This is a genomic window from Microbacterium sp. MTN4-26, from assembly GCF_042846595.1.
Lineage (GTDB): Bacteria > Actinomycetota > Actinomycetes > Actinomycetales > Microbacteriaceae > Microbacterium > Microbacterium luteum.
Genome location: NZ_BTGO01000006.1, coordinates 172,899 through 194,709, shown reverse-complemented (window position 1 = coordinate 194,709; position 21,811 = coordinate 172,899). Strand labels below are relative to the sequence as shown.

19 protein-coding genes are annotated in these 21,811 nt (G+C 71.2%); 7 read left to right on the top strand and 12 right to left on the bottom strand.

Annotation, left to right across the window (positions count from 1 at the left end; all coding sequences use genetic code 11):
• Nucleotides 1-11: 11 nt before the first annotated feature.
• On the top strand, nucleotides 12-1,343 hold the full coding sequence (locus ACGG9C_RS07155) for an extracellular solute-binding protein (RefSeq protein WP_390178456.1): 1,332 nt from the start codon (nucleotides 12-14) through the stop codon (nucleotides 1,341-1,343).
• A gap of 34 nt (nucleotides 1,344-1,377) precedes the next feature.
• Here the strand turns inward: ACGG9C_RS07155 and ACGG9C_RS07150 are convergent, their stop codons facing one another.
• The 12 genes from ACGG9C_RS07150 to ACGG9C_RS07095 all read right to left on the bottom strand — a co-directional run bounded on the left by ACGG9C_RS07150 (nucleotide 1,378) and on the right by ACGG9C_RS07095 (nucleotide 13,803).
• A complete protein-coding gene (locus ACGG9C_RS07150) occupies nucleotides 1,378-2,424 on the bottom strand; it encodes a Gfo/Idh/MocA family protein (RefSeq protein ID WP_390178455.1) in 1,047 nt (348 codons plus the stop codon).
• On the bottom strand, nucleotides 2,417-3,475 hold the full coding sequence (locus ACGG9C_RS07145) for a Gfo/Idh/MocA family protein (RefSeq protein WP_390178454.1): 1,059 nt from the start codon (nucleotides 3,473-3,475) through the stop codon (nucleotides 2,417-2,419). Before ACGG9C_RS07145 ends, ACGG9C_RS07150 begins: the two co-directional genes overlap by 8 nt.
• Nucleotides 3,472-4,335 carry an amidohydrolase family protein gene (locus ACGG9C_RS07140; RefSeq protein ID WP_390178453.1) on the bottom strand — a complete coding sequence of 288 codons (864 nt, stop codon included), beginning with the start codon at nucleotides 4,333-4,335 and terminating at the stop codon, nucleotides 3,472-3,474. Before ACGG9C_RS07140 ends, ACGG9C_RS07145 begins: the two co-directional genes overlap by 4 nt.
• Nucleotides 4,335-5,108 carry an enoyl-CoA hydratase-related protein gene (locus ACGG9C_RS07135; protein ID WP_390178452.1) on the bottom strand — a complete coding sequence of 258 codons (774 nt, stop codon included), beginning with the start codon at nucleotides 5,106-5,108 and terminating at the stop codon, nucleotides 4,335-4,337. The genes ACGG9C_RS07140 and ACGG9C_RS07135 overlap by 1 nt, the downstream gene beginning before the upstream one ends.
• Entirely contained in the window at nucleotides 5,105-6,256 is a 1,152-nt protein-coding gene (locus tag ACGG9C_RS07130; protein ID WP_390178451.1) for a CaiB/BaiF CoA transferase family protein, read from the bottom strand. Before ACGG9C_RS07130 ends, ACGG9C_RS07135 begins: the two co-directional genes overlap by 4 nt.
• Before the next feature lie 69 nt (nucleotides 6,257-6,325).
• Nucleotides 6,326-7,639, bottom strand: a complete 1,314-nt coding sequence (locus ACGG9C_RS07125; RefSeq protein ID WP_390178450.1) for an ABC transporter substrate-binding protein — start codon at nucleotides 7,637-7,639, stop codon at nucleotides 6,326-6,328.
• A gap of 29 nt (nucleotides 7,640-7,668) precedes the next feature.
• Nucleotides 7,669-8,574, bottom strand: coding sequence for a carbohydrate ABC transporter permease (locus ACGG9C_RS07120; protein ID WP_390178449.1), 906 nt, complete (start codon nucleotides 8,572-8,574; stop codon nucleotides 7,669-7,671).
• Complete coding sequence (locus tag ACGG9C_RS07115; protein ID WP_390178448.1) at nucleotides 8,571-9,542, bottom strand: carbohydrate ABC transporter permease; 972 nt, start codon at nucleotides 9,540-9,542, stop codon at nucleotides 8,571-8,573. The genes ACGG9C_RS07120 and ACGG9C_RS07115 overlap by 4 nt, the downstream gene beginning before the upstream one ends.
• Before the next feature lie 8 nt (nucleotides 9,543-9,550).
• A complete protein-coding gene (locus tag ACGG9C_RS07110; protein WP_390178447.1) occupies nucleotides 9,551-10,381 on the bottom strand; it encodes an NAD(P)-dependent oxidoreductase in 831 nt (276 codons plus the stop codon).
• 36 nt (nucleotides 10,382-10,417) lie between these two features.
• Entirely contained in the window at nucleotides 10,418-11,113 is a 696-nt protein-coding gene (locus ACGG9C_RS07105) for an RraA family protein (RefSeq protein ID WP_390178446.1), read from the bottom strand.
• Nucleotides 11,114-11,155: 42 nt separating this feature from the next.
• A complete protein-coding gene (locus ACGG9C_RS07100) occupies nucleotides 11,156-12,577 on the bottom strand; it encodes an NAD-dependent succinate-semialdehyde dehydrogenase (protein WP_390178445.1) in 1,422 nt (473 codons plus the stop codon).
• The gene (locus ACGG9C_RS07095; protein ID WP_390178444.1) at nucleotides 12,574-13,803 is read right to left on the bottom strand and encodes an iron-containing alcohol dehydrogenase; all 1,230 of its coding nucleotides are present in this window, start codon (nucleotides 13,801-13,803) and stop codon (nucleotides 12,574-12,576) included. The genes ACGG9C_RS07100 and ACGG9C_RS07095 overlap by 4 nt, the downstream gene beginning before the upstream one ends.
• 259 nt (nucleotides 13,804-14,062) lie before the next feature.
• Here ACGG9C_RS07095 and ACGG9C_RS07090 point away from each other — a divergent pair, with 259 nt between their 5' ends.
• The 6 genes from ACGG9C_RS07090 (at nucleotide 14,063) to ACGG9C_RS07065 (ending at nucleotide 21,346) form a co-directional block, all read left to right on the top strand.
• Nucleotides 14,063-14,779 (top strand): GntR family transcriptional regulator, encoded by a 717-nt coding sequence (locus tag ACGG9C_RS07090; protein ID WP_390178443.1) that lies wholly within the window; start codon nucleotides 14,063-14,065, stop codon nucleotides 14,777-14,779.
• A gap of 79 nt (nucleotides 14,780-14,858) precedes the next feature.
• A complete protein-coding gene (locus ACGG9C_RS07085; protein ID WP_390178442.1) occupies nucleotides 14,859-17,198 on the top strand; it encodes a glycoside hydrolase family 3 N-terminal domain-containing protein in 2,340 nt (779 codons plus the stop codon).
• Complete coding sequence (locus tag ACGG9C_RS07080; RefSeq protein ID WP_390178441.1) at nucleotides 17,195-18,181, top strand: sugar phosphate isomerase/epimerase family protein; 987 nt, start codon at nucleotides 17,195-17,197, stop codon at nucleotides 18,179-18,181. The genes ACGG9C_RS07085 and ACGG9C_RS07080 overlap by 4 nt, the downstream gene beginning before the upstream one ends.
• Entirely contained in the window at nucleotides 18,178-19,896 is a 1,719-nt protein-coding gene (locus tag ACGG9C_RS07075; protein ID WP_390178440.1) for a dihydroxyacetone kinase family protein, read from the top strand. The genes ACGG9C_RS07080 and ACGG9C_RS07075 overlap by 4 nt, the downstream gene beginning before the upstream one ends.
• Complete coding sequence (locus tag ACGG9C_RS07070; RefSeq protein ID WP_390178439.1) at nucleotides 19,893-20,387, top strand: ribose-5-phosphate isomerase; 495 nt, start codon at nucleotides 19,893-19,895, stop codon at nucleotides 20,385-20,387. The genes ACGG9C_RS07075 and ACGG9C_RS07070 overlap by 4 nt, the downstream gene beginning before the upstream one ends.
• Nucleotides 20,384-21,346, top strand: coding sequence for a 3-hydroxyacyl-CoA dehydrogenase family protein (locus ACGG9C_RS07065; RefSeq protein ID WP_390178438.1), 963 nt, complete (start codon nucleotides 20,384-20,386; stop codon nucleotides 21,344-21,346). The genes ACGG9C_RS07070 and ACGG9C_RS07065 overlap by 4 nt, the downstream gene beginning before the upstream one ends.
• Nucleotides 21,347-21,811: the final 465 nt, after the last annotated feature.

The following is a 21,811-nucleotide window of genomic DNA, read 5'->3' as shown; positions in this document are numbered from 1 at the left end:
AAGCGAAGACCATGAAGAACACGAAGATGTGGGCTGTGGGAATGACCGTCGTCGGGGCACTCGCCCTCGGCGGGTGCGCGGGACCGGACGGCGACGGAGGGGGCGGCGGCGGCGAGCCGGCGCCCGACCTCGGTGCAGTCGAGGGTGAGATCCAGTACGCCTGGTGGGGCGGCACGGGACGCAACGAGAAGACCCAGGCGGTCATCGACCTGTACACGGCGGCGAACCCCGAGGTCACCGTCAAGGGCACGACGTCGGAGTACAACGCCTACTGGGAGAACGCCAGCGTCCAGGCGGCGGGCGGCAATCTGCCGTGCGTGCCGCAGATGCAGAACCGCGTCATGGCCGACTTCGCTGACCGCGGAGCGCTCCGCCCCCTGGATGACCTCGTGGAGAGCGGCATCATCGACGTCTCGAACATCCCCGAGGGCGTGCTCGACAGCGGCCGCGGCAAGGACGGCAACCTGTACATGATCCCCTACGGCGCCGCATTCGGGGCGCTGCTGGTCAACCAGACGCAGGTCGAGGAGTGGGGCGAGAGCGTGCCCGAGGACGGCTACGACTGGGATGAGCTCGCCACCTGGCTCACGAGCCTCACCGAGGCGTCCGAAACCCCCGCGATCGACATCTTCGGCGGCAACGACGACCAGCTCGAGGCGTGGGTGCGCAGCCAGGGCGACAACCTCTACAACGAGGAGGGCGCGCTCGGCTTCGACAAGGACACCCTCGTGGAGTTCTGGAACTACAGCGAGGCCCTGCGCGAGGCCGGTGTGACCATCAGCGCCGAGCGCGGCTCCGAGCTGATGGGTGTTCCGCTGGAGCAGCAGCCCTTCAGCCAGGGTCAGCAGCCATCCTTCTTCTGGCCGGCGAACGGACTCTCGAGCGCCCAGGCCACGATCGAGGGCGTCGCGCCGGGAACGCAGCTGACCGCGGTCGTCATGCCCAGCGGCGCGGCAGGCCCCGGCAACGCGCTGTGGCTGTCAGGCCTGGCGATCTCGAAGGACTGCGACAACGTCGCGACGGCGGCGTCGTTCATCGACTTCTTCGTCAACGATGAAGAGGGCGCGCTCGTCTACGCCTCGGACAACGGTGCGAACACGAACACGGCGAACCTCGAGGCCCTGCTCGACAGCCCCGACATCTCCGACACGCGCAAGACCGAACTGGAGATGTACGCATACCTGGCCGAGGCCGACATCGCGCCGGTCGTCTACGGCAAGGGGTACCAGAGCGTCTTCCTCGACGCCCTGACCCGCTACTACCAGGGAGTGGCCTTCGGTGACATGTCGGTGGAGGATGCCGCGGACGCGTTCATCGCGGAGGCCGAGGGCACCCTCGGCTGACACCCCTCGCGGAGACGAAAGCGGCTGCGGGACCTCAACGGGTCTCGGAGCCGCTTTCGTGTGCGAGCGGAACCCACGCGCCGGCGGCGTCGGAGGAGCGCTCGGCGGCCTCGATCACGGCGACGACGGCGCGCGCCTGCTCGGCCGATGCCCGCAGCGCGCCCCCGGTGCGCAGCGCGGCGAACACGTCGTCGTACACCTCCGCGCCGAGGACGCCGGGCGGCGTCAGGCCCACGACCTCGTGCGAGGCGCCCGTGTGCAGCCGGATGACGAGGCGGCTGCCGTCCGTGGCGACGGCGGCGCCGGCCTCACCCCACACGGCGAAGCGCGGACCCGGGGGGCCCTGCCAGCGGAAGGTCTCGACCCGGCCGGACAGGGCAGATCCGAAGTCGATCTCGATCCCCGCCCACCGCTCGACGTCTTCGCCTGCGCCGATCGACAGGCGCGCGGAGACGCGACGTGCGTGCGTCTGCGCCAGCTGCAGCACGTGGTCGATGGGATGCGGGCCGATGACGCGCATGACGCCCCCGCCGTCCCGGCGTGAGCGCGCCCACGGCAGTACGCGCTCGCCCGCGTGGGGACGGTGGGTCGTCGTGGACACGTAGTCACCCTGGTGTCCGCGCGACGCAACGATCCGCCACGGCTCGCCCAGATCGCCTCGCTGCACGAGCTCGCGCAGCGCGACGAAGTCCTCCTCCCACCGGCGCTGATGGTGCACCGCGAGCACAGCTCCCGTGGCCGCCGCGCGTCGTCGCAGGTCGTCGGCCTCGACGGTGGTCACCGTCATGGGCTTCTCGACGAGCACGTGGATGCCGCGGTCCAGGAACGCCGCCGCGATGCGGTGGTGCAGGCCGTGAGGCGTCGCGATGACGACCAGCTCGATGCCGGGGTCGCTCAGGAGGGGCTCCCACCCCCGGTGCCACGGCACGGAGAGCTCCGCGTCCGGACCGCCGTTCGAGGTCGCGACCGCGCGCAGGTCGAAGCGATCATCCGCCACGATCCGCGGCAGGTGGTAGTGCCGGCCGCTGTTGCCGAGACCGATGAGGCCGACGCCGATGGGCGCCGCCGACCCGTCAGCCATGCCCGGGATGCCCGTACAGGGCCTCCTCGATCGTCACGACGCCGCCGCCGCGCGCGGCGGACCGGTAGGCCGCCTCCATGATCCCCATGGTGCGCAGGTTGTCGCGGGCGCTGTGCACCGGCCGGCGGCCCTCCGCGATGGCGAGCGCGAACTCCCGGGCGCTCGATCCGTACGACAGCGCCGCGTGCTCGCCGGCGGCGGTCTCGGAGAACTCCGCGCGCTCCGGCTCCCCGCCGAAGGCGGCGCTGCCGACGGCGTCGCCCGACATCGGCAGCGCCCTCTCGACCATCGCGGAGCCGGTGTCGGTGTCGACCCGGAAGGTGTTGCTCGGCATCGCCCGGCTCGCCCAGGACGAGGTCATCGACCCCACGACGCCGTCGGCGAACTCCACGAGCAGCGAGCTGAACTGCTCCCCGCGCACCTCGCTGCCCCGGCGGCGGCGCGTGAGCGCCCGCACCGTGAGGGGCGCCGTCGGCGCGAGCCACTGCATCCGGTCGATGAGGTGCACGCTGAAGATCGCCATCTCGAGCCGGGACTCCTCGGCACGCCAGACGCCGGGCGCCTGCGGGCGGTCCTGGAAGGTGCGCGCCTCGAGGAAGTCGGCCCGGCCCACGTCGGGGCGGTCCAGGCGCGCAGCCAGCCAGGTGTACTCGGGGAACCAGCGGAAGTTCTGGCTCACGGCCATCACGACGCCCGCCTGCTCCGCCGCGTCGGCGTACATCACGGCATCCGCGCCCGACTGGGCGAACGGCTTCTCGATGAGCAGGTGCAGCCCGCGCTCGAGCGCCGGGCCGATCACCTCCCAGCGCACGGCCGGCGGTGTCAGCAGCACGAGGGCGTCGACGGTCCCCGACGCGATCATCTCGTCGGCCGTGTCGAAGCGGTGCGCGATGCCGTGCTGGTCGCAGAACTGGTCGAGGATGCCGCGGCGCGGGTCGCACGCGGCCGCGATCTCCACGGCGTCGGCCCCGATCCCCCGCGCCCCGGCGACGTGCTGGCCGGCGACCCATCCGGTGCCGACGAGCCCGAGCCGCAGCCGCGAGCCGGTCACGAGGCGATCCCGTACCAGCGCAGGGCGGTGCCGCCGTCCACGAGCGCGCGGGCGTCGTCGTCGATAGCCCCGAGCGCCGACCGCGCCCCCTGCCACGCCTCGGCGTGCGAGGCGCGCAGCAGCACGACGGGCCAGTTGGTCGCGAGCATGCACCGCTCGGGGCCGAACCGCGTGAGGGCGTCCTCGATGAACGGGCGCAGGGCGTCCTCGTCCCAGGACGACCAGCGCTGCAGCACGGCCACGCCCACGGAGAGCTTGATCGCGACCTGCGGGTAGGCGGCCAGGCAGTCGAGGCGCCCGAGCCACGCGTCGTGCGCCGCCGGGTCGTGGACGGGCGGGGAGGCGAGGTGATCGACGACGATCCGCAGCTCGGGGAGCTGCTCGGCGGCGACGCACACGGCATCCACCTGCTCGTCGGTGATCGGCACGACGTCCCACGTGAGCGAGGCGTCGGCGGCGGCGCGGAGGGCCGCGAGCCCGGCGCGCTCGCCGGTCCAGCGCATCGGGTCGCTCCCGACGAGGCAGCGCACGCCCACGAGCTTGTCCCCGCCGGGGCTCTCGCGGAGGGCGAGGAGGGAGTCGATCTCCCGCTCGGCGTCGGGGCTCGGCAGGTCGGCATATCCGACCCACCCCAGGATGCGGTCGCTCGCGGCGGCGTACGCGGCCAGGCGCGGGTTCTCGTCGGCGGCGTCGACCGACTGCATGACGATGCTGCCGTCGATGGCGGATGCGTCGAGCTCCGCCTCGAACTCCGCCAGCTCGAACGCGCGGCGCAGCACGGCGTCGTCGGTGGGTCGCCACGGCTGGCGGTCGATCACGTCGATCGGCCAGAGGTGGTGGTGGGAATCGACCGTGAGCATCATCGTCCTTCGAATCGCGGGGTTCGTTTGCCGAGGAACGCCTGCACGCCCTCGGCGAAGTCGGCGCTGCCGTAGATGTCGGCGTAGACGTCGTCGTGCTCGACGTCGGCGAGGGAGGCATCGATGCGCCGCCACAGCCGGCGGAACGAGCCGAGGGTCAGGGGCGCGCACGCCCGGATCGAGGCGAGCATCTCCGCCAGCCGCTCCTCGAGGGCGTCCGGCTCGAGCACCGCGTTGACGAAGCCGGCCTCCCGCGCCTCGTCCGCCCCGAAGAGCCGTGCGGTGAACAGCATCTCGGCCGTGTTGCGACGGCCGAAGGTCGTCGCGAGCCGGTGGATGGATGTCGGGGACAGGGTGTTGCCGATCGTCCGCGCGATGGGCGACCCGAAGCGGGAGCCCGGCGTGCACAGGACGAGGTCGCTGAGCGCTGCGAGCACGATCCCGCCGCCGACGCAGGCCCCGTCGACGACCGAGATGACGGGCACGTCGAGAACGATGAGACCGCGCTGCACCTCGCGCATGCGGGCCTCGTAGGCCACGCCCTCCTCGCCGCCGCCGATCTCCTCGAGCCACCGGATGTCGGTGCCTCCGGCGAACGCCCCGCCGGCGCCCCGCAGCACGACGGCGCGCGCCTCGGGTTCCGCCGCGACGGCGGCGAGCGCCTCCTCGAGGCGCACGTACATCTCGCGCGTGATCGCGTTGCGTCGTTCGGGGTACGACAGGGTGATCGTGACGACCCCGTCCTGCGTCTCGGCGGAGACGGTGCCGCTCATGAGGCGCTCGGGCCGAAGATCTCCTCCTGGTGCTCACCGAGCAGGGGAGGATGCCGGCGGGCCTCGGCGGGCGTGCGGCTCATCTTGATGGGGAATCCGAGTGTCTGCACCGACCCCTCGACGGGGTGCGGGATCGTCTGCACCATCTCCCGGTACTGGGTGTGCGGGTCGCGCAGCACCTCGTCGTACGCGAGGATCGGCCCGCAGGGCACCCCGCCGGCGAGGAGGCGCTCGACCCAGTACTCGGTGTCGTTGTCGGCGAGGATCTCCTCGATCACGCCGGCCAGCTCGGGCTTGCGCCGCATGCGGTCGGGGTTGGTCGCGAAGCGCTCGTCGTTCTCGAGCTCGGGCGCGCCGAGCGCGGCGCAGAGGAAGCCCCACAGGCGCTGGTTGTTGGCGCCGATCGTCATCCAGCCGTCGCGGGTGCGGAACGCCTGGTAGGGCGCCGACATGCGGTGCGACGACCCCGTGCGGGCGGGCACCTCGCCGCTGGCCCAGTACTCCGTCGCCTCCCAGACCGTCAGGCCGAGCGCCGCCTCGAAGAGCGACGTCTCGATGCGCTGCCCCTCCCCCGTCTGCAGCTTGTGCACGTAGGCGGCGGCGATGCCGTACGCGCAGAACAGGCCCGACCCGAGGTCGGCGACGGGCACCCCCGCCTTCGCGGGCGGCGCGTCCGGGTGGCCGGTGACGCCCATGACGCCGGACATGCCCTGGGCGATCAGGTCGTAGCCGGGCCGGTTGGCGTACGGGCCGGTCTGGCCGAACCCCGAGATGCTCGCGTAGATGATGCCGGGGTTGACGGCGGAGACGGCCTCGTAGTCGATGCCGAGCCGGGCGGCGACGCCCGGACGGTAGTTCTCCACGAGCACGTCGGCGTCGGAGATGAGCTCCCAGAACGAGGCCAGCCCGTCCTCGGTGCGCAGGTCGAGCACGACCGATCGCTTGTTGCGGTTCAGCGCGAAGAACGCGGGGCCGTCGTCGCCCTTGCCGGAGCGCCCCCAGGAGTGGCGGGTCTGGTCCCCGCCGCCGGGCGGCTCGACCTTGATCACGTCGGCGCCGAAGTCGGCGAGGAGCATGGTGCAGAACGGACCGGCCATGACCTGGGTCAGGTCGACGACCTTCATTCCGTGCAGAGCGACAGGGTGCATTTCTTCTCTCAGGGGTGGGGGCGGCGAAGGGATGGGCGGGGGGACGGGGTGAACCCGTCCCCCGCGGCATCAGCCGATGGCGCCTTCGGCCTCGTTGGTGAACTGCTCCGCGGCTTCGTCCACCGTCAGATCGCCGAAGGAGATCTGCTGGTAGTAGCGCGTCACCGCCTGCTGGAACAGGCTCGCATAGCCCTTGCCGTAGACGGCGGGCGCGACACCCTCGTCGGCGAGGGTCTGGTAGAGCGCAAGCTCCGACTTCTTCGCCTCCGACGTGGCCGGGTCATCCAGCAGCGCCTGCAGGTTCTCGGTCTGCGTGTTGGCGCCGTTGTCCGACGCGTAGACGAGCGCCGCCTCGGGGTCGTTCACGAAGAAGTCGATGAAGTCGGCCGCCGTGGCGACGTTGTCGCAGTTCTCCGAGATCGCCAGGCCCGACAGCCAGAAGGCGCTGCCGTTGCCGGAGGGGCCGCTGGGCAGCGGGTAGGCCGCCAGCTCGTGACCGGGGGCCGCCTGGTCGATGGTCGCCTGCGCCGTGCCCAGGCCGTTGGCCGGCCAGAAGACGGTGGCCTGCGTGCCCTGGCTGAACTCGTTCTGCTCGAGCGGCAGACCGCTCGTCTCCGAGGCGCGCTCGGCCGAGATCGACACGCCGCGCTCCTGGAGGTCGGCCGCGTAGTCCCAGAACGCCGCGACGTCGTCGGCGGTGAAGCCGACCTGGCCGTCCTCGTAGTAGTCGGCGCCGTGGCTGCGCAGCCACGCCTCGAGCACGTCCTGCTGGTTGCCGACGATGCCGGTGGCGGGCGTGCCGGTGGCCTCGCTGATGTCGGTCAGCCACTCGTCCAGCCACTCCCAGTCGTAGCCCTCGGGGGGCAGCGGCAGGCCGAGCTCCTCGACGTCCGTGACGTTGACCAGCAGCGATCCGAAGGCCGCGCCGTAGGGGATCATGTAGAGGTTGCCGTCGGCGCCGCGGGCGCTGTCGAGCACGCTCTCGGGGATGTTCGAGACGTCGATGGCCCCCTCCTCGACGAGGCCGTCGAGGGGCAGGAGGGCGCCGCGGTCGGCGTAGTCGGCCATGACGCGGTTCTGCATCTGCGGCACGCAGGGCAGGTTGCCGCCGGCGGCCTGCACGCTGGCGCTTTCGAAGTAGGCCGCGAACTCGGCCGTGGTGCCGTTGACCGTCACGCCGGGGGTCGCCTCTTCGTAGAGGTCGATCACGGCCTGGGTCTTGTCGTTGCGGGCGGGCCCGCCCCACCACGAGTACTGGATCTCGCCGGCGACTTCGCCGTCCTGGGCGGTCGGGGGCGTCTCGCCTCCGCCGCAGGCGGTCAGGGGGAGGGCCGCGGCGACCGCGACGGCGCCGACGCTGAGGACACGATGCTGTGTTTTCATGCTGTGTTTCCTTCTCTATGGGGTCGAGGTCACTTCATGCCGGTCGTGGCGATGCCCTGGGTGAGCAGCCGCTGCGACGCGAGGAAGAACCCGATCAGGGGGGCGATGGAGAGGGTGGCCATCGCGAAGAGTGCGCCGAGGGAGGATTCGCCCGTCGAGTCGACGAACTGCACCAGGCCCTGCGGAACGGTGTACCGCGAGGTGTCGGAGAGGTAGAGGCGCGGGCCGAGGAAGTCGTTCCACGTGGCGATGAAGGTGAACATCGCCGTCGTCGCGATCGCCGGGCCGAGCAGGGGGAGGATGATGCGCCGGAAGATGCCGAAGTTGCCGCATCCGTCCAGGCGCGCCGCCTCGTCCAGGTCGCGCGGCAGGCCGCGGATGAACTGCACGGTCAGGAAGATGAAGAACGCATCCGTCGCGAGGAACTTCGGCACCACCAGGGGCAGGTACGTGTTCAGCCACCCGAGCTCGTTGAAGAGGATGTACTGCGGCACGATCGTCACCTGGTAGGGCAGGAGCAGCGTCACCATGAGCAGCGCGAACATCGTCCGCTTGAAGGGGAACTCCAGGCGGGCGAAGGCGTAGCCCGTGAGGGTCGCCGCGAACAGGTTCCCGACGACGGCCAGCACGGCGATGATGAAGGAGTTCGTGAAGAACACGCCGAAGTTGAGCGTCGTCGAGGCCGTGAAGCCGGTGATGTAGTTGTCGAGCGTGAACGTGCCCGTGAACGGGATGAGGTCGTTGCCGATCTCGGCGTTGGGGCGGAACGACGCGTCGACCATCCAGATGACCGGGTAGAGCATGATGACCAGCACCGCGATGGTGATGGCATGGCGTGCCCACGTGGCGAGCACGCGGCTCTTGGTCGGACGCGAGGGCAGCAGCCGCGACCGGCGACGCGAGTTCGCCGTCGTGATCGTGTAGGTGTCGGTCATGAGTCCTCCCCGTAGAAAACCCAGTAGCGGGAACTCCAGAAGATGCCGGCGGTGAGCAGCCCGAGAGCGATCAGCAGCGCCCACGCCATTGCGGATGCATACCCCATCTGGAAGTCCACGAACCCCTTCTGGTACAGGTACACGGTGTAGAGGAGCAGCGAGTCGGCCGGCTGACCGGTGCCGCCGCTGATGACGTACGCCGGGGTGAACGACTGCAGCGAGTTCACGAGCGTGAGCAGGCCGTTGAAGAAGATCACCGGCGTGAGGTGCGGAAACGTGATCGACCAGAACTGCTGCCATTTGTTGGCCCCGTCGATCTGGGCCGCCTCGTAGTACGACAGCGGCACCTGCCGCAGACCGGCGAGGAAGATCACCATCGTGCTGCCGAAGGTCCAGACGGCGAGCGCGACGACGGTGTACAGGGCCGTGTTCGGGTTGCCGATCCAGCTCTGGCCGTCGATGCCGAACAGACCCAGGAACTCGTTGAAGATTCCGTTGGAGCCGAACACCTGCAGCCACAGCACCGCGATGGCGACGCTGCTGCCGAGGAGGGACGGGATGTAGAACAGCGTCCGGTAGGTCGAGAGGAACCGCATACCCCGGTTGAGGAACAGGGCGAGCAGGAGCGAGAAGATGAGGATGCCGGGCACCCCGAGCATCGTGTACATCACCGTCACGCCGACCGACTTCATGTACCGCGGGTCCGACTCGAACATGCGGGTGTAGTTGTCTAATCCGATCCACTCGGGGGTCCCGATGAGGTCGTACCGCGTGAACGAGAGGTACAGCGACGCGATCATCGGCCCGAGGGTGATGACCGCCATGCCGATGAGCCACGGCGCGAGGAACCCGTACGCCGAGAGCGTGTTGCGGCGGCGGTTGCGCTTCATCACCTTCCGGCGCTCCGGGTCGGGGGTGAGCGTGTCGGCGTCGAACGTCGTGTTCTCGGGCAGCTGGTCGCTGACCATCGTCTGACTCACGAGCCCGACCCCGACTCGTGTGCGTGGCGCTCGACCCGCTCGGCGAGGATCTGCGACAGCAGCGCCGCCATGGGGGCACTCGTCCCGGCCTGCCGCACGGCGGAGACCACGTCGAAGAGGTCCTTGCTCCAGGGCCGGAACTTCACCTCGACGCCGGCTTTGTCGTACGCCAGGGCCAGGTCGTCGAAGAAGCCCCAGTTGCGCGCGACCCACGTGTCGCCCGTGGAGGACGAGAGCGTGTCGAGCACGAGCGAGGTGTCGACGTCGTAGGCCGAGGTCAGCTCCAGGCCCTCGTACAGCGCCTGCAGCGACGCCAGCATCGACAGCTGGTTGGCGAGCTTGACCGCGGCGCCGGCGCCGGGGCGACCGCACCGGACGGTCGTGCCGAGGGCGTCCAGCACCTTCTGGGCCGCGTCCGAGGGCTCGCCGCCCAGCATGATCGTGAGCGACCCGTCACGGGCGCGCGCGGCACCTCCGCTGACGGGGGCGTCCAGGATCTGGACCTCCCCGTCAGCGTCGGAGACCAGCCGCTCGATCGTGTCGGGCAGCACGGTGCTGTGCACCAGCACGGATCCGGTGGAGAGCGCGTCGAGAAGGCCCTGTTCGACCAGGACGCTCTCGACGATGGAATCGTCCGGCACGGCCAGACACACGACCTCGCAGTCCGCGAAGTCGTCGACGCCCGTGGCGGCGGTCCCTCCCGCTTCGGTCAGGCGTGCGAGCTTCTCCTCCGCCAGGTCCCACCCGACGACGTCGAACTCGCTGTCGACGAGGCTCAGGGCCATCGGCATCCCGATGTCACCCAGCCCGATGAATCCGACTTGCATGGCTTCTCCTTTGAATCCGCGCCGAACGTGCGCGCGTCAGTCGATTTCGACCGTGTGGTCGGGCGCCCAGCCCAGCTGCTCGTACATCTTGCGACGGCCGCGCTTGTCATTGTCCGCCTCCTGGCGGGCGTACTTGGCGACCTCTTCGATGTGCTGCTCGGGGACGATGATGACGCCGTCTCCGTCACCGACGACGAGGTCGCGCGGGTTGACGCGCTGTCCGCCGATGGTGATGGGGGTGTTGTGCTCGAGGTACTCGATCCGCCCCTGCGTCATCGACTGCCCGATGAACTGGGTGAAGATCGGCACGCCCTGCAGCCGGCACTCGTCGGTGTCGCGGACGCCTCCCGAGCTGACGACGCCCTGGGCGCCGTTGAGGTAGAAGTTCAGCGTGTTCCACGAACCGAGCTGGCCGACCCCGAGGTACGGCGCCTCGATGACGATGACATCACCCTTGACGATGTCGGACACGTACGGCTCGATGTGCTTTTCCTTGTACCAGTAGTTGCGCGCCCACTCGGTGTACTCGTCGGCGCTGATGGGCGGCGCTTGCTCGTGCGTGGCGACGAGGCGCACCGTGAGCGCCGGTCCGATCAGTCGTGCACCGTCGAACAGGGGGCGGATGTCGCGCGACACGCTGCCCTTGCTGAAGAGGCCGATCCAGTCCATGCCGTCGCGCACGTCCGAGACGCGCAGTCCCTCGTACAGTTTTTCGATCTCGGGGTAGTCCATGGGCGCTACTGCCTTCCTTTCGTGGTGGTCTTCGCGCGGCCGTTACCAGTTGGTCGCGACGTATTTGGTCTCGAGGTACTCGTGGAGGCCCTCGGTCGAGCCTTCGCGCCCCAGTCCGCTCTGCTTCACACCGCCGAACGGCGCGGCGGGGTCGGAGACCAGGCCACGGTTGAGGGCGACCATGCCGGCCTGCAGCCGGGCCGACACCGCGAGCCCTCGGCGCAGGTCCTCGGTGTAGAGGTAGGCGACCAGGCCGTGGATGGTGTCGTTGGCCGTTGCGATCGCAGCGTCCTCGTCCGAGAAGCGCACGATCGGCGCGACCGGCCCGAACACCTCCTCGTGCAGGATGCGGGCGTCGGCGGGGACGTCGACGAGCACGGTTGGCGGGTAGAAGTAGCCGGGGCCCTTCGGGACGGCGCCGCCCACGAGCACGCGGGCGCCGCGAGCGATCGCGTCGTCGACGAGCTCCTGCACCTTCACGCGGCTCTTGGCGTTGACGAGCGGGCCCACCTCGATGGCGGGGTCCGCGGCATCTCCCATGCTCAGGGCGCCCATCCGCGAGGCGAGCGCCTCGGCGAAACGGTCGTGCAGGCGCTCGTGAACGAAGAGGCGGTTCGCCGCCGTGCACGCCTGTCCACCGTTGCGCATCTTGGCAAGCATGGCACCCTCCACGGCGGCATCGAGGTCTGCGTCCTCGAGCACGAGGAAGGGGGCGTTGCCGCCCAGCTCCATGGCGGTGCGCAGCACCCGCTGTGCGGCGCGCTCGAGCAGGTGGCGACCGACCTCGGTCGACCCCGTGAACGAGATCAGCCTTACATCGTCGTGCGCGAGGAGCCGGTCCACGACCGTCCCCGCCGACGTCGTGGGCAGCACGGTCAGCACGCCCTCGGGCAGGCCCGCCTCGGTGAGGATGTCGGCTATCGCGAGCGCCGTCAGGGGCGTCTCGGCGGCCGGCTTCAGGATGGCCGTGCAACCGACCGCCAGGGCGGGGCCGATCTTGCGCGTGGCCATCGCGGCGGGGAAGTTCCAGGGCGTGACGAGCACGCAGATGCCCACGGGCTCGTGGGAGACGAGCACCTTGCTCGTGCCCGCGGGGTTGTCGAACTGCTCGCCGCGCACCCGCACGGCCTCCTCGGCGTACCAGCGGAAGTACTCGGCGGCGTAGGCCACCTCGGCGAGCGCGTCGGCGCGGGCCTTGCCGTTCTCGGTCGAGATGAGGGCGGCGAGCTCGTCCTGCCGCTCGATCATGCGGTCGAACGCGCGCAGCAGGATGCCGCTGCGCTCGCGCGACGAGCGGGCCGCCCAGTCGGCGGCGGCGACCTGTGCGAGAGCGACGGCGCGGTCGGCGTCGTCGACCCCGGCATCGGCGATCTCGGTGATGACCGACCCGTCGGCGGGGTTGATCACGGCGAAGCGCGAGGCGGATGCCACGTCGGTGGCGCTCGGCAAGAGAAGGGTGGTCATCGGTTTCCTCCCGTGGCGGACGGCGGTGACGTGAGGGAGCCCTCGTAGGCGGCCTCGAGGATGCGCAGGGCCGTCTCGGCGGTGAGCGGCACGGGGTTGTTGTCGGCGAGGCGGCGGGCCTTCAGGCTTTCCTCCGCCGCCCAGGGCAGGCGGTCGCGAGGGAAGTCGAGCTCGGCGAGCGAGGCGGGAATGCCGATGTCGGTCATCAGCGTGCGCACGAGCAGCGGCGCCTGCTCGGCGAGCTCCGCCTCGGAGGCGGGCTCGGCGCCGAGGGCGAGCGCGACCTCGGCGAGCTCGGCCTGGCGCGCGGGCGCGTTGACGGCCATGACGTAGGGAAGCAGCAATCCGACGCCGATGCCGTGCGAGGTGTGCGTCACGGCGCCGACGGGGTATTGCAGGGCGTGGGCGGCAGCGGTGCCGGCGGTGCCGAAAGCCAGCCCCGCCAGCAGCGCACCGTAGAGCGTCAGCGACCGCGCCTCGAGATCGTCGGGCGTGCGGTAGGCCCGCACGAGTCCCGCAGCGAGGCGGCGCACCGCCTCGAGGCCGAGCAGGTCGGTGAGGGCGGTCGAGCCCATGAAGACGCGGGGCGAGGCGGTGCTGGCGGGATCGCCCTTGACGGCGGTGTACGCCTCGATCGCGTGGCACAGCGCGTCGGCGCCCGAGGCGGCCGTGACCGCGGGAGGGCAGCTGAGGGTGAGCTCTGGGTCGAGCACGGCGACGGTGGGGATGAGGTACGGGCTCGAGACGCCGACCTTCGATTCGCGCACCGGATCCGTGATGACGGCGACGGGCGTCACCTCGGAACCCGTGCCGGCCGTCGTGGGGGCGGCGATGATCGGCGGCACGGGGCCGGGCACCTTGCCCTCGCCGTAGTAGTCGGACACCTCCCCGCCGTGCGCGGCGAGGACGACCGCCATCTTGGCGGTGTCGATGCTGCTGCCGCCGCCGACGGCGACGAAGACGTCGGCGCCGAACTCCGACGCGGCGCTCGCGGCGGCGGAGATGGCATGCACCGGCAGCTCGGGCACGACGTCGCTGAAGAGCACCGACTGGATGCCGAGGTCCGTCATCGCGTCGCGCAGGGCGGCGATGTCGGGGGCGTCGGCCAGGAACGGGTCCACGACGATGAAGGCGCGGGTACCCCGCTGCGCAACGAGGTGGGGAATGCGGTGGCGTTGACCGCGCCCGAAAACGATCTGTTCGGGCGATCGCAGCATCGCGTACATCGCTCATCCTCCGTTGGCAGCATATCCGATACGATCTTCTCGCATCAACGTAATGACGGCGGCACGAACTGTCAACCGACATTGCGAGAACGTCCACAGCGAGCCGCGATCCCGCACCCCTGTTGCCCGCCTCTTCCCCACGTATTCACGGGCCCTGGGCAAGGATGAGACCCGCAGTGGCGTCGCACCTCGATCTACGGCAGACTAGAAGGAAGCGGTGATCAGATCGGATACGATCGCCGTTCGGTAAGGGAGAACCATGGCCACGGAATCGCGCACGGACGGCGGAGAGAAGGTCGCAGCACTGCGATCACGCGACGGTTCCGCGCGAACGCCGCTCGGCGCCGAGATCTACGGCGCGATCCTCTCCCGCATCCTCACCTCCGACCTCGACCCGGGCGACCGGCTCACGATCGACACCCTCGCGCGCGACTTCGGGGTCTCGCAGACGCCGATCCGAGAGGCGCTGCACCGCCTCGACGCCGAGGGCATCGTCGTGCGCAACCACCTCGCGGGGTACCGTGTGGCCCCGAAGATCGACCGCGCGCAGTTCGAGGATATGGTCGAGATCCGCCTCCTCCTCGAGCCGGCGGCCGCCCGCCGCTCGGCCGAGCGCATGACGCCTGACGATGTGGCCGACCTGCTCGCCCTCCAGGAGGACATGCGCGCCCTGCACGCTCAGCGCGTCTCGGACGTCGCCTCGTACGCCCGGTTCTCCGAGATCGACGCACAGCTGCACGACGCGATCGCGGCCGGCAGCCAGAACGGCTACATGCGCGACTCGCTCGCGCGCCTGCACCCGCACGTGCACCTCTTCCGCCTGCGCAGCACCTCCGCGATCACCGCCGAGGCGCTCGACGAGCACCAGCAGATCCTCGAGGCCATCTCGGCTCGGGACCCCGATGCCGCCGCCTACGCTATGAGAAGGCATATCGAGAAGTCCGCGCGGAGGTTCGGCGCAGGCTTCGAGAAGTAGGACGGATCACCCCCACCCCCGGTCGACGGCGACTCCCTCCCCGCGTCGATCACGTGCGCGAGAGAGGACGACATCGCCGATGGACTCGACCCAGGAGAAGACCGCTCCGGCCGTCTGGCAGGACGCCGGCCGCCCGATCGAGGAGCGCGTCGACGCCCTCATCGCGGCGATGACGCCGGCCGAGAAGGCCGCTCAGCTGGGCAGCTACTGGGACGATCGGCGCGACTCGACGCAGATCATCGCGCCCATGCAGGACGTGCTGTCCCGGGGACGGCCGGCGTTCGAGCAGGCCGTCGCGAACGGCATCGGCCACCTGACCCGCGTCTTCGGCACGACCCCCGTCTCGTCCGAGGACGGGATGCGCAAGGTCGCCGCGGGCCAGGAGCACCTGCGGCAGAGCACCCGCCTCGGCATCCCGGCCCTCGTCCATGAGGAGTGCCTCACCGGCTTCACGACGCTCGGGGCGACGGTGTACCCCACGTCGATGGCGTGGGCGGCCACCTGGAACCCCGCGCTCGTCGGCGAGATGGCGCGTGCGATCGGCTCCGACATGGCGGCCGTCGGGGTGCACCAGGGGCTCTCCCCCGTGCTCGACGTCGTGACCGACTACCGCTGGGGCCGCGTCGAGGAGACCCTCGGCGAAGACCCGTACGTCGTCGGCACGCTCGCGACCGCCTACGTCGAGGGCCTGCAGGATGCCGGGGTCATCGCGACGCTCAAGCACTTCGCCGGGCACGCCACGTCGCGGGGCGGCCGCAACCACGCTCCGGTCTCGATGGGCGAGCGCGAGTTCCGCGACCTCGTGCTGCCGCCGTTCGAGATGGCCGTGCGCGTGGGCCGCGTGGGCAGCGTCATGAATTCGTACACCGAGCTCGACCGCGTTCCCGCGGCCGCCGACCGCTGGCTGCTCACCGACGTGCTGCGCGGCGAGTGGGGCTTCGAGGGCACCGTGGTCTCCGACTACTGGGCCATCGCGTTCCTCAAGTCCAAGCACGGCGTCGCCGAGACGATGCCGGACGCCGGACGCCTCGCCATCCACGCGGGGCTCGACGTCGAACTCCCCGACACCGCCGCGTACGGCGCGCTCGACGTCGAGGATCCCGACCCGGCCCGCACCCAGGCCGACATCGACACGGCGCTGCGCCGCGTGCTCCTCCAGAAGGCGCAGCTGGGCCTGCTCGACGCCGAATGGGCGCCGTCGTCGCCGCGCACGGTCGACCTCGACAGCCCCCGCAACCGCGACATCGCCCGCCGCATCGCTGCGCAGTCGATCGTGCTGCTCGAGAACCGCGCGGGGGCCCTTCCGCTCACGCAGGCGCCGGGACGCATCGCCGTCGTCGGCGCCTGCGTCGAAGATCCGGGCGCGTTGATGGGCGCCTACTCGTACCCCATTCACGTGCTGCCGCGTCACCCGCAGCTCGGCCTCGGGCTGCCCTGCGTCACGCTTCCCGACGCGCTGCGCACGGCGCTGCCGGGCTCCGACATCCGAGTCGAGCGGGGTGTCCCGCTCGCGACCGCCGCCGACGAGGCCGAGTTCGAGCGCGCCGTCGCCGCGGCCCGCGAGAGCGACCTCGTGATCGCCGTCGTCGGCGACCGCGCGGGCATGTTCGGCGCCGGCACCTCCGGCGAGGGGTCGGATGCCCCGTCGCTCGATCTGCCCGGCGAGCAGGCCCGCCTGCTCTCGGCGCTCTTCGACACCGGCACCCCGGTCATCCTGCTCGTCGTCTCGGGCCGGCCCTACGCGCTCGGCCGGCACGCCGAACGCGCGGCCGCGACGCTCATGTCGTTCCTTCCCGGCGTCGAGGGCGCGGAGGCGCTGGCGGCAGTGCTGACCGGCGAGGTCAACCCGTCGGGGCACCTGCCCGTGCAGGTCCCGCACACCGGCGACGCCCTGCCGCACACCTACCTCGCGCCTCCGCTCGGCCAGGACGGCGACCGCATCAGCAACCTCTCGATCGCGCCGGCCTTCCCCTTCGGACACGGCCTGTCGTACACCTCGTTCGCACTGTCGCCCGTGACGCTCGACGCCGACCGCCTCGCGCCCGACGGCACGGTGACGGCCACCGTCGTCGTGACGAACACGGGCGAGCGCGACGGCGCGACCGTCGTGCAGCTCTACAGCTCCGGCCCCGTCGCGCAGGTCACCCGCCCGGTGCGCCAGCTCGTCGGCTACGCACGGGTGGATGCCGCGGTCGGCGAATCGGTCACGCTCGCCTTCGATCTGCACGCCGATCGCTTCTCTTTCCACGGGCTCGAGCGCACGCGCATCGTCGAGCCCGGCACGATCGAGCTGGCCGCCGGGCTGTCGCTGACGCATCTGAGCGAGCCGGCGACCTTCCGCATCGACGGGCCTCCGCGCGTCGTCGGCGAGCCCGTGCTCACCACGCCCGTCCGCGAGACCGCAAGGAGCACACGATGAGCGGATACACCGCAGACAACTGGCCCATCGCGGCCGCCGCCCTCCCCTTCCCGGGGACGCTGTCCGACGGCACGAGCGTCACCGACGCGGATGCCGCGGTGTGGGGCGGCGTGCTCGAGGAGGTCGCCGACGCGGGCTTCGACCGCATCGACGTGACCGACTCGTGGCTGCGCCTGGGCGACCTGTCCCCCGAGCGCCTCGAGGCGTTCGCCGGGGCCGCGAAGCAGGCCGGCGTCATCCCGACCTCGATCTCGGCGATCCGCCGCAGCGTCATCGACAAGGCCTCGGGCGCGGAAAACCTCACGTACAGCCACCGCACGCTCGAGGCCGCGGCGGCGCTCGGCATCGGCACGGTGTCGTTCGGCCTGCACCAGGCGCTCACGCCGGCGCAGCAGGAGCAGCTGTGGTTCTGGACCGTCGAGGGCCACCGCGACGACCCGGAGGACTGGGACCTCGCCGTGACGCGCCTGCGGGAGCTGGGTGCGCACGCCCGCGACCTCGGCATCATCATGTCGCTGGAGATGTACGAGGACACGTTCCTCGGCACGGCCGACTCCTCCGTGCGCCTCGTGGAGGCGATCGACATGGACAACGTGGGCCTGAACCCCGACATCGGCAACCTCGTGCGCCTGCACCGCCCGATCGAGCCGTGGCAGGAGCTGGTCGAGAAGACCCTCCCGTACGCCAACTTCTGGCACGTCAAGGGCTACTCGCGCGACGAGAATGTCGCGGCGGGCCGCTACGTCGCGATGCCCTCGCCCATGGCGCACGGCCTCATCGACTACCGCCGGGCCTTCCGCTACGCGATCGAGCAGGGGTTCCAGGGCGTCATCTGCGTGGAGAACTACGGCGGCGACGGGCTCACGGTGTGCGCCGACAACCGCGACTACCTGCGCCGGCACGTGCTGCCCAAGCGCGAATACGAGCCGGCGGCCAGCCGCGTGCGCCAGCCCGCGCCGCTGACGGAGGGGGGCGAACGATGACCCGCATCGCCAACGACCCGCACGACTTCGTCTCCGAGGCCCTCGCGGGCTTCGTGCGCGCCAACGAGCAGACCATCCGCGCCGTCGACGGCGGCGTCGTGCGCCGCGCACCGATCTCCGACGGCTCGGTCGCCGTCGTCGTGGGCGGCGGGTCGGGGCATTACCCCGCCTTCGCCGGCGTCGTCGGCCCGGGCCTCGCGGCCGGCGCCGTGTGCGGCAACATCTTCACCTCGCCCTCGGCCGGCCAGGCCTACCGCGTCGCCCGCGCGGCGCAGCGAGGCGGCGGCGTGCTCTACAGCTTCGGCAACTACGCCGGCGACGTGCTCCACTTCGGCGAGGCGCAGGAGCGCCTGCGCGAGGAGGGCATCGACGTGCGCACGGTGCTGTGCACCGACGACATCGCGAGCGCCCCGATCGACCAGATCGAGCGCCGCCGAGGCATCGCCGGTGACTTCGTGGTCTTCAAGATCGCGGGCGCGGCGGCCGAGCGCGGCGACAGCCTCGACAAGGTGGAGCGCCTGGCTCGCCTCGCCAACCACCGCACGCGCACGCTGGGCGTCGCCTTCGATGGGTGCACCTTCCCCGGCGCCGGGGAGCCGCTGTTCACCGTGCCGAAGGGCATGATGTCGATCGGGCTGGGCATCCACGGCGAGCCCGGAATCCGCGACACCGCGATGGTGCCCTCGCGCGAGCTCGCGCGCACCCTCGTCGACGCCCTGCTCGCCGACGCGCCCGACGACCGCGACGGCCGCGTCGCCGTCATCGTCAACGGCCTCGGCACCGTCAAGTACGAAGAGCTGTTCGTGCTGTTCGGGGATGTCGCGGCGCTCGCCGACGAGGCGGGCCTCACGATCGTGCAGCCCGAGGTCGGCGAGCTCGTGACGAGCCTCGACATGGCCGGGGCATCCGTCACCTTCTTCTGGCTCGACGACGAGCTCGCCGAGTTGTGGGCCGCCCCCGCGGCGACCCCCGCCTACCGCAAGGGGGCCGTCGACGCGTCGGCGACGACCGTGGCCGACGACGGTGACGACGACGCGCTGCAGGATGCCGCGCCGGTCGGGCCCGCGGCATCCGAGTCGTCGCAGGCGGCCGCACGGGTCGCGCGGCGCTACCTCGAGGCGGCGCGCGACGCGCTGCACGCCCACGAGGAGGAGCTCGGCCGCATCGACGCGATCGCCGGCGACGGCGACCACGGCGTCGGCATGCGCACGGGGATCGACGCCGCCTACGCGGCCGCCGATCCCGAGCTGGGCCTCGCGGGCGCGCTGGCCGCGGCTGGCGACGCGTGGAGCGAGAAGGCGGGCGGCACGTCGGGGGCCCTGTGGGGCGCAGCCCTGCGCGCCGTCGGTCGCACGCTCGACGCGGCCGACGCAGACCTGCGCGCCGCGGCCGTCGACGCCGCCGACGCGATGCGCGAGACCGTCATGGGCCGGGGCAAGGCGACGGTGGGCGACAAGACCATGGTCGACGCCCTCGTGCCCTACGTCGACGTGCTCCGCGAGCGCGTCGAGCGCGGCGACGACCTGGGCGACGCCCTGACGGCGGCGGCGGATGCCGCGACCGACGCGGCGCGCGACACCTCACGGCTGCGGCCGGCCATCGGACGCGCGCGTCCCCTGGCCGAGCGCAGCATCGGCCACCCCGACGCGGGAGCGACGTCGTTGGCCCTCCTGGCGACCACGGTCGCCGACACCTATCGGAAGGACACCGAATGAGCGAGCGCTGGCGCATCGTCGTGGGAAGCGACGACGCGGGATACACCTACAAGACCGCCCTGCGGACGCTGCTGGAGAACGACCCGCGGGTCGAGAGCGTCACCGACGTGGGCGTCGACGACGGCGGCACGACCGCCTACCCGCACGTGGCCGTCGAGGCGGCCCGCCGGGTGGCCGCCGGCACGGCCGACCGCGCGCTGCTCGTGTGCGGCACGGGACTAGGCGTGGCGATCTCGGCGAACAAGGTCGCCGGCGTGCGCGCCGTCACGGCGCACGACAGCTACTCGGTGGAACGCAGCGTGCTGAGCAACAACGCGCAGGTGCTCGCCCTCGGCGAGCGCGTCATCGGGCTGGAACTGGCCAAGCGCCTCGTCGGCGAGTGGCTCGACTACCGCTTCGACCCCACCTCCGCCTCGGCGGAGAAGGTGGCGGCCATCGAGGCGTACGAGGGCGGGGCCGACGGCGCCGCAGAAACGGGAGAGCGCGCATGACGCGGGTAGCCATCGTCGGCAGCGGATACATGGGGGGCGGCATCGCCCAGGTGCTGGCGATCGCCGGCCACGACGTCGTCATCAGCGACGCGACGGCCGAGATCGCCGCCGCCAACCTCGAACGCATCCGACAGGAGGCGCAGGACTTCGAGCGCGAGGGGCTCATCGCCCCCGGCAGCGCGCAGGCCGTCGCCGAGCGCGTGCGCGCGGCATCCAGCCTCGAAGAGGCCGTCGCCGACGCCGAGTTCGTCGAGGAGGCGGTGCCCGAGCGCATCGAGTTGAAGACCGAGACGCTCGCGCGCATCTCAGCCGCCACCGCGACGGCCGTCATCGGCAGCAACACCTCGACGATCTCGATCACGCGCCTGGCCGAGGCCGTCACGGCGCCCGAGCGCTTCCTGGGCGTGCACTTCTCCAACCCCGCGCCGTTCATCCCCGGCGTCGAGATCATCCCCCACGCCGGCACGACCGACGCGGCCATCGTCGCGGCCGAGACGCTCATCACGAGCGGCGGCAAGATCGCCGCGCGCGTGAAGGATGCCACGGGCTTCGTGCTGAACCGCCTGCAGTACGCGCTGTTCCACGAGGCGACGCAGCTGGTCGACGAGGGCGTGGCCTCGCCCGCGGACATCGACGCGATCGTGCGCTCGACCTTCGGGTTCCGGCTGCCGTTCTTCGGGCCGTTCGCGGTCGCCGACATGGCCGGGCTCGACGTGTACGCGTTCTGCTACGGGTCGCTGCAGGGCGACTTCCCGGAGCGCTTCGCGACGCCCGCGATCCTCGAGGAGCACGTCAACGCGGGGCGCCTGGGCACGAAGACGGGCGGCGGATTCCGCGACATCGACCCCGAGAAGATCGCCGAGCTCGTGACGTACCGCAACACCGCGTACGCGCGCATGGCGCAGCTGCTCGAGGAGCTCGGGCCGTCGCCGTTCGACCGCGACGGGTCGGCTCGATGACCGACCAGCGCAACGGGGGCGCAGCGCTACCTACGGCTCGACGCGCATCGCCGAGCCCACGACGCTGAGCGAGCTCGCTGAGCTCGTGCGCGGCAAGGTGCTCGGCAGCCGCCACTGCTTCGACACGATCGCCGACCGACGGCGTGCACATCTCCACGCGCCGCCGTCGACGTCGGCAGGGCGGAGGGCGAGGTGGTGTCGTTCCTCCGCGAAGAAGACGACTTCGCCGCCGCGGCCGTCTCGCTCGAGACGCTGGAGGTCGTCACCGACGTGGAGTCTGAGTGGGCGAGCCCCTCGCGGCCGCTGACGAGGTTCTCCTCGGGCACGAGCACACTGCAGCGCGCCGGAGTGTGTGACGACCTTCGACACACTTCGGAAACACGACGGTGGCAGAATCGGTCTCGCAGCGTAAGCCGTTGCGGGCGCTCCGGGCCAAAAGAACCTGGATGCGTGTGGAGGTCTCGT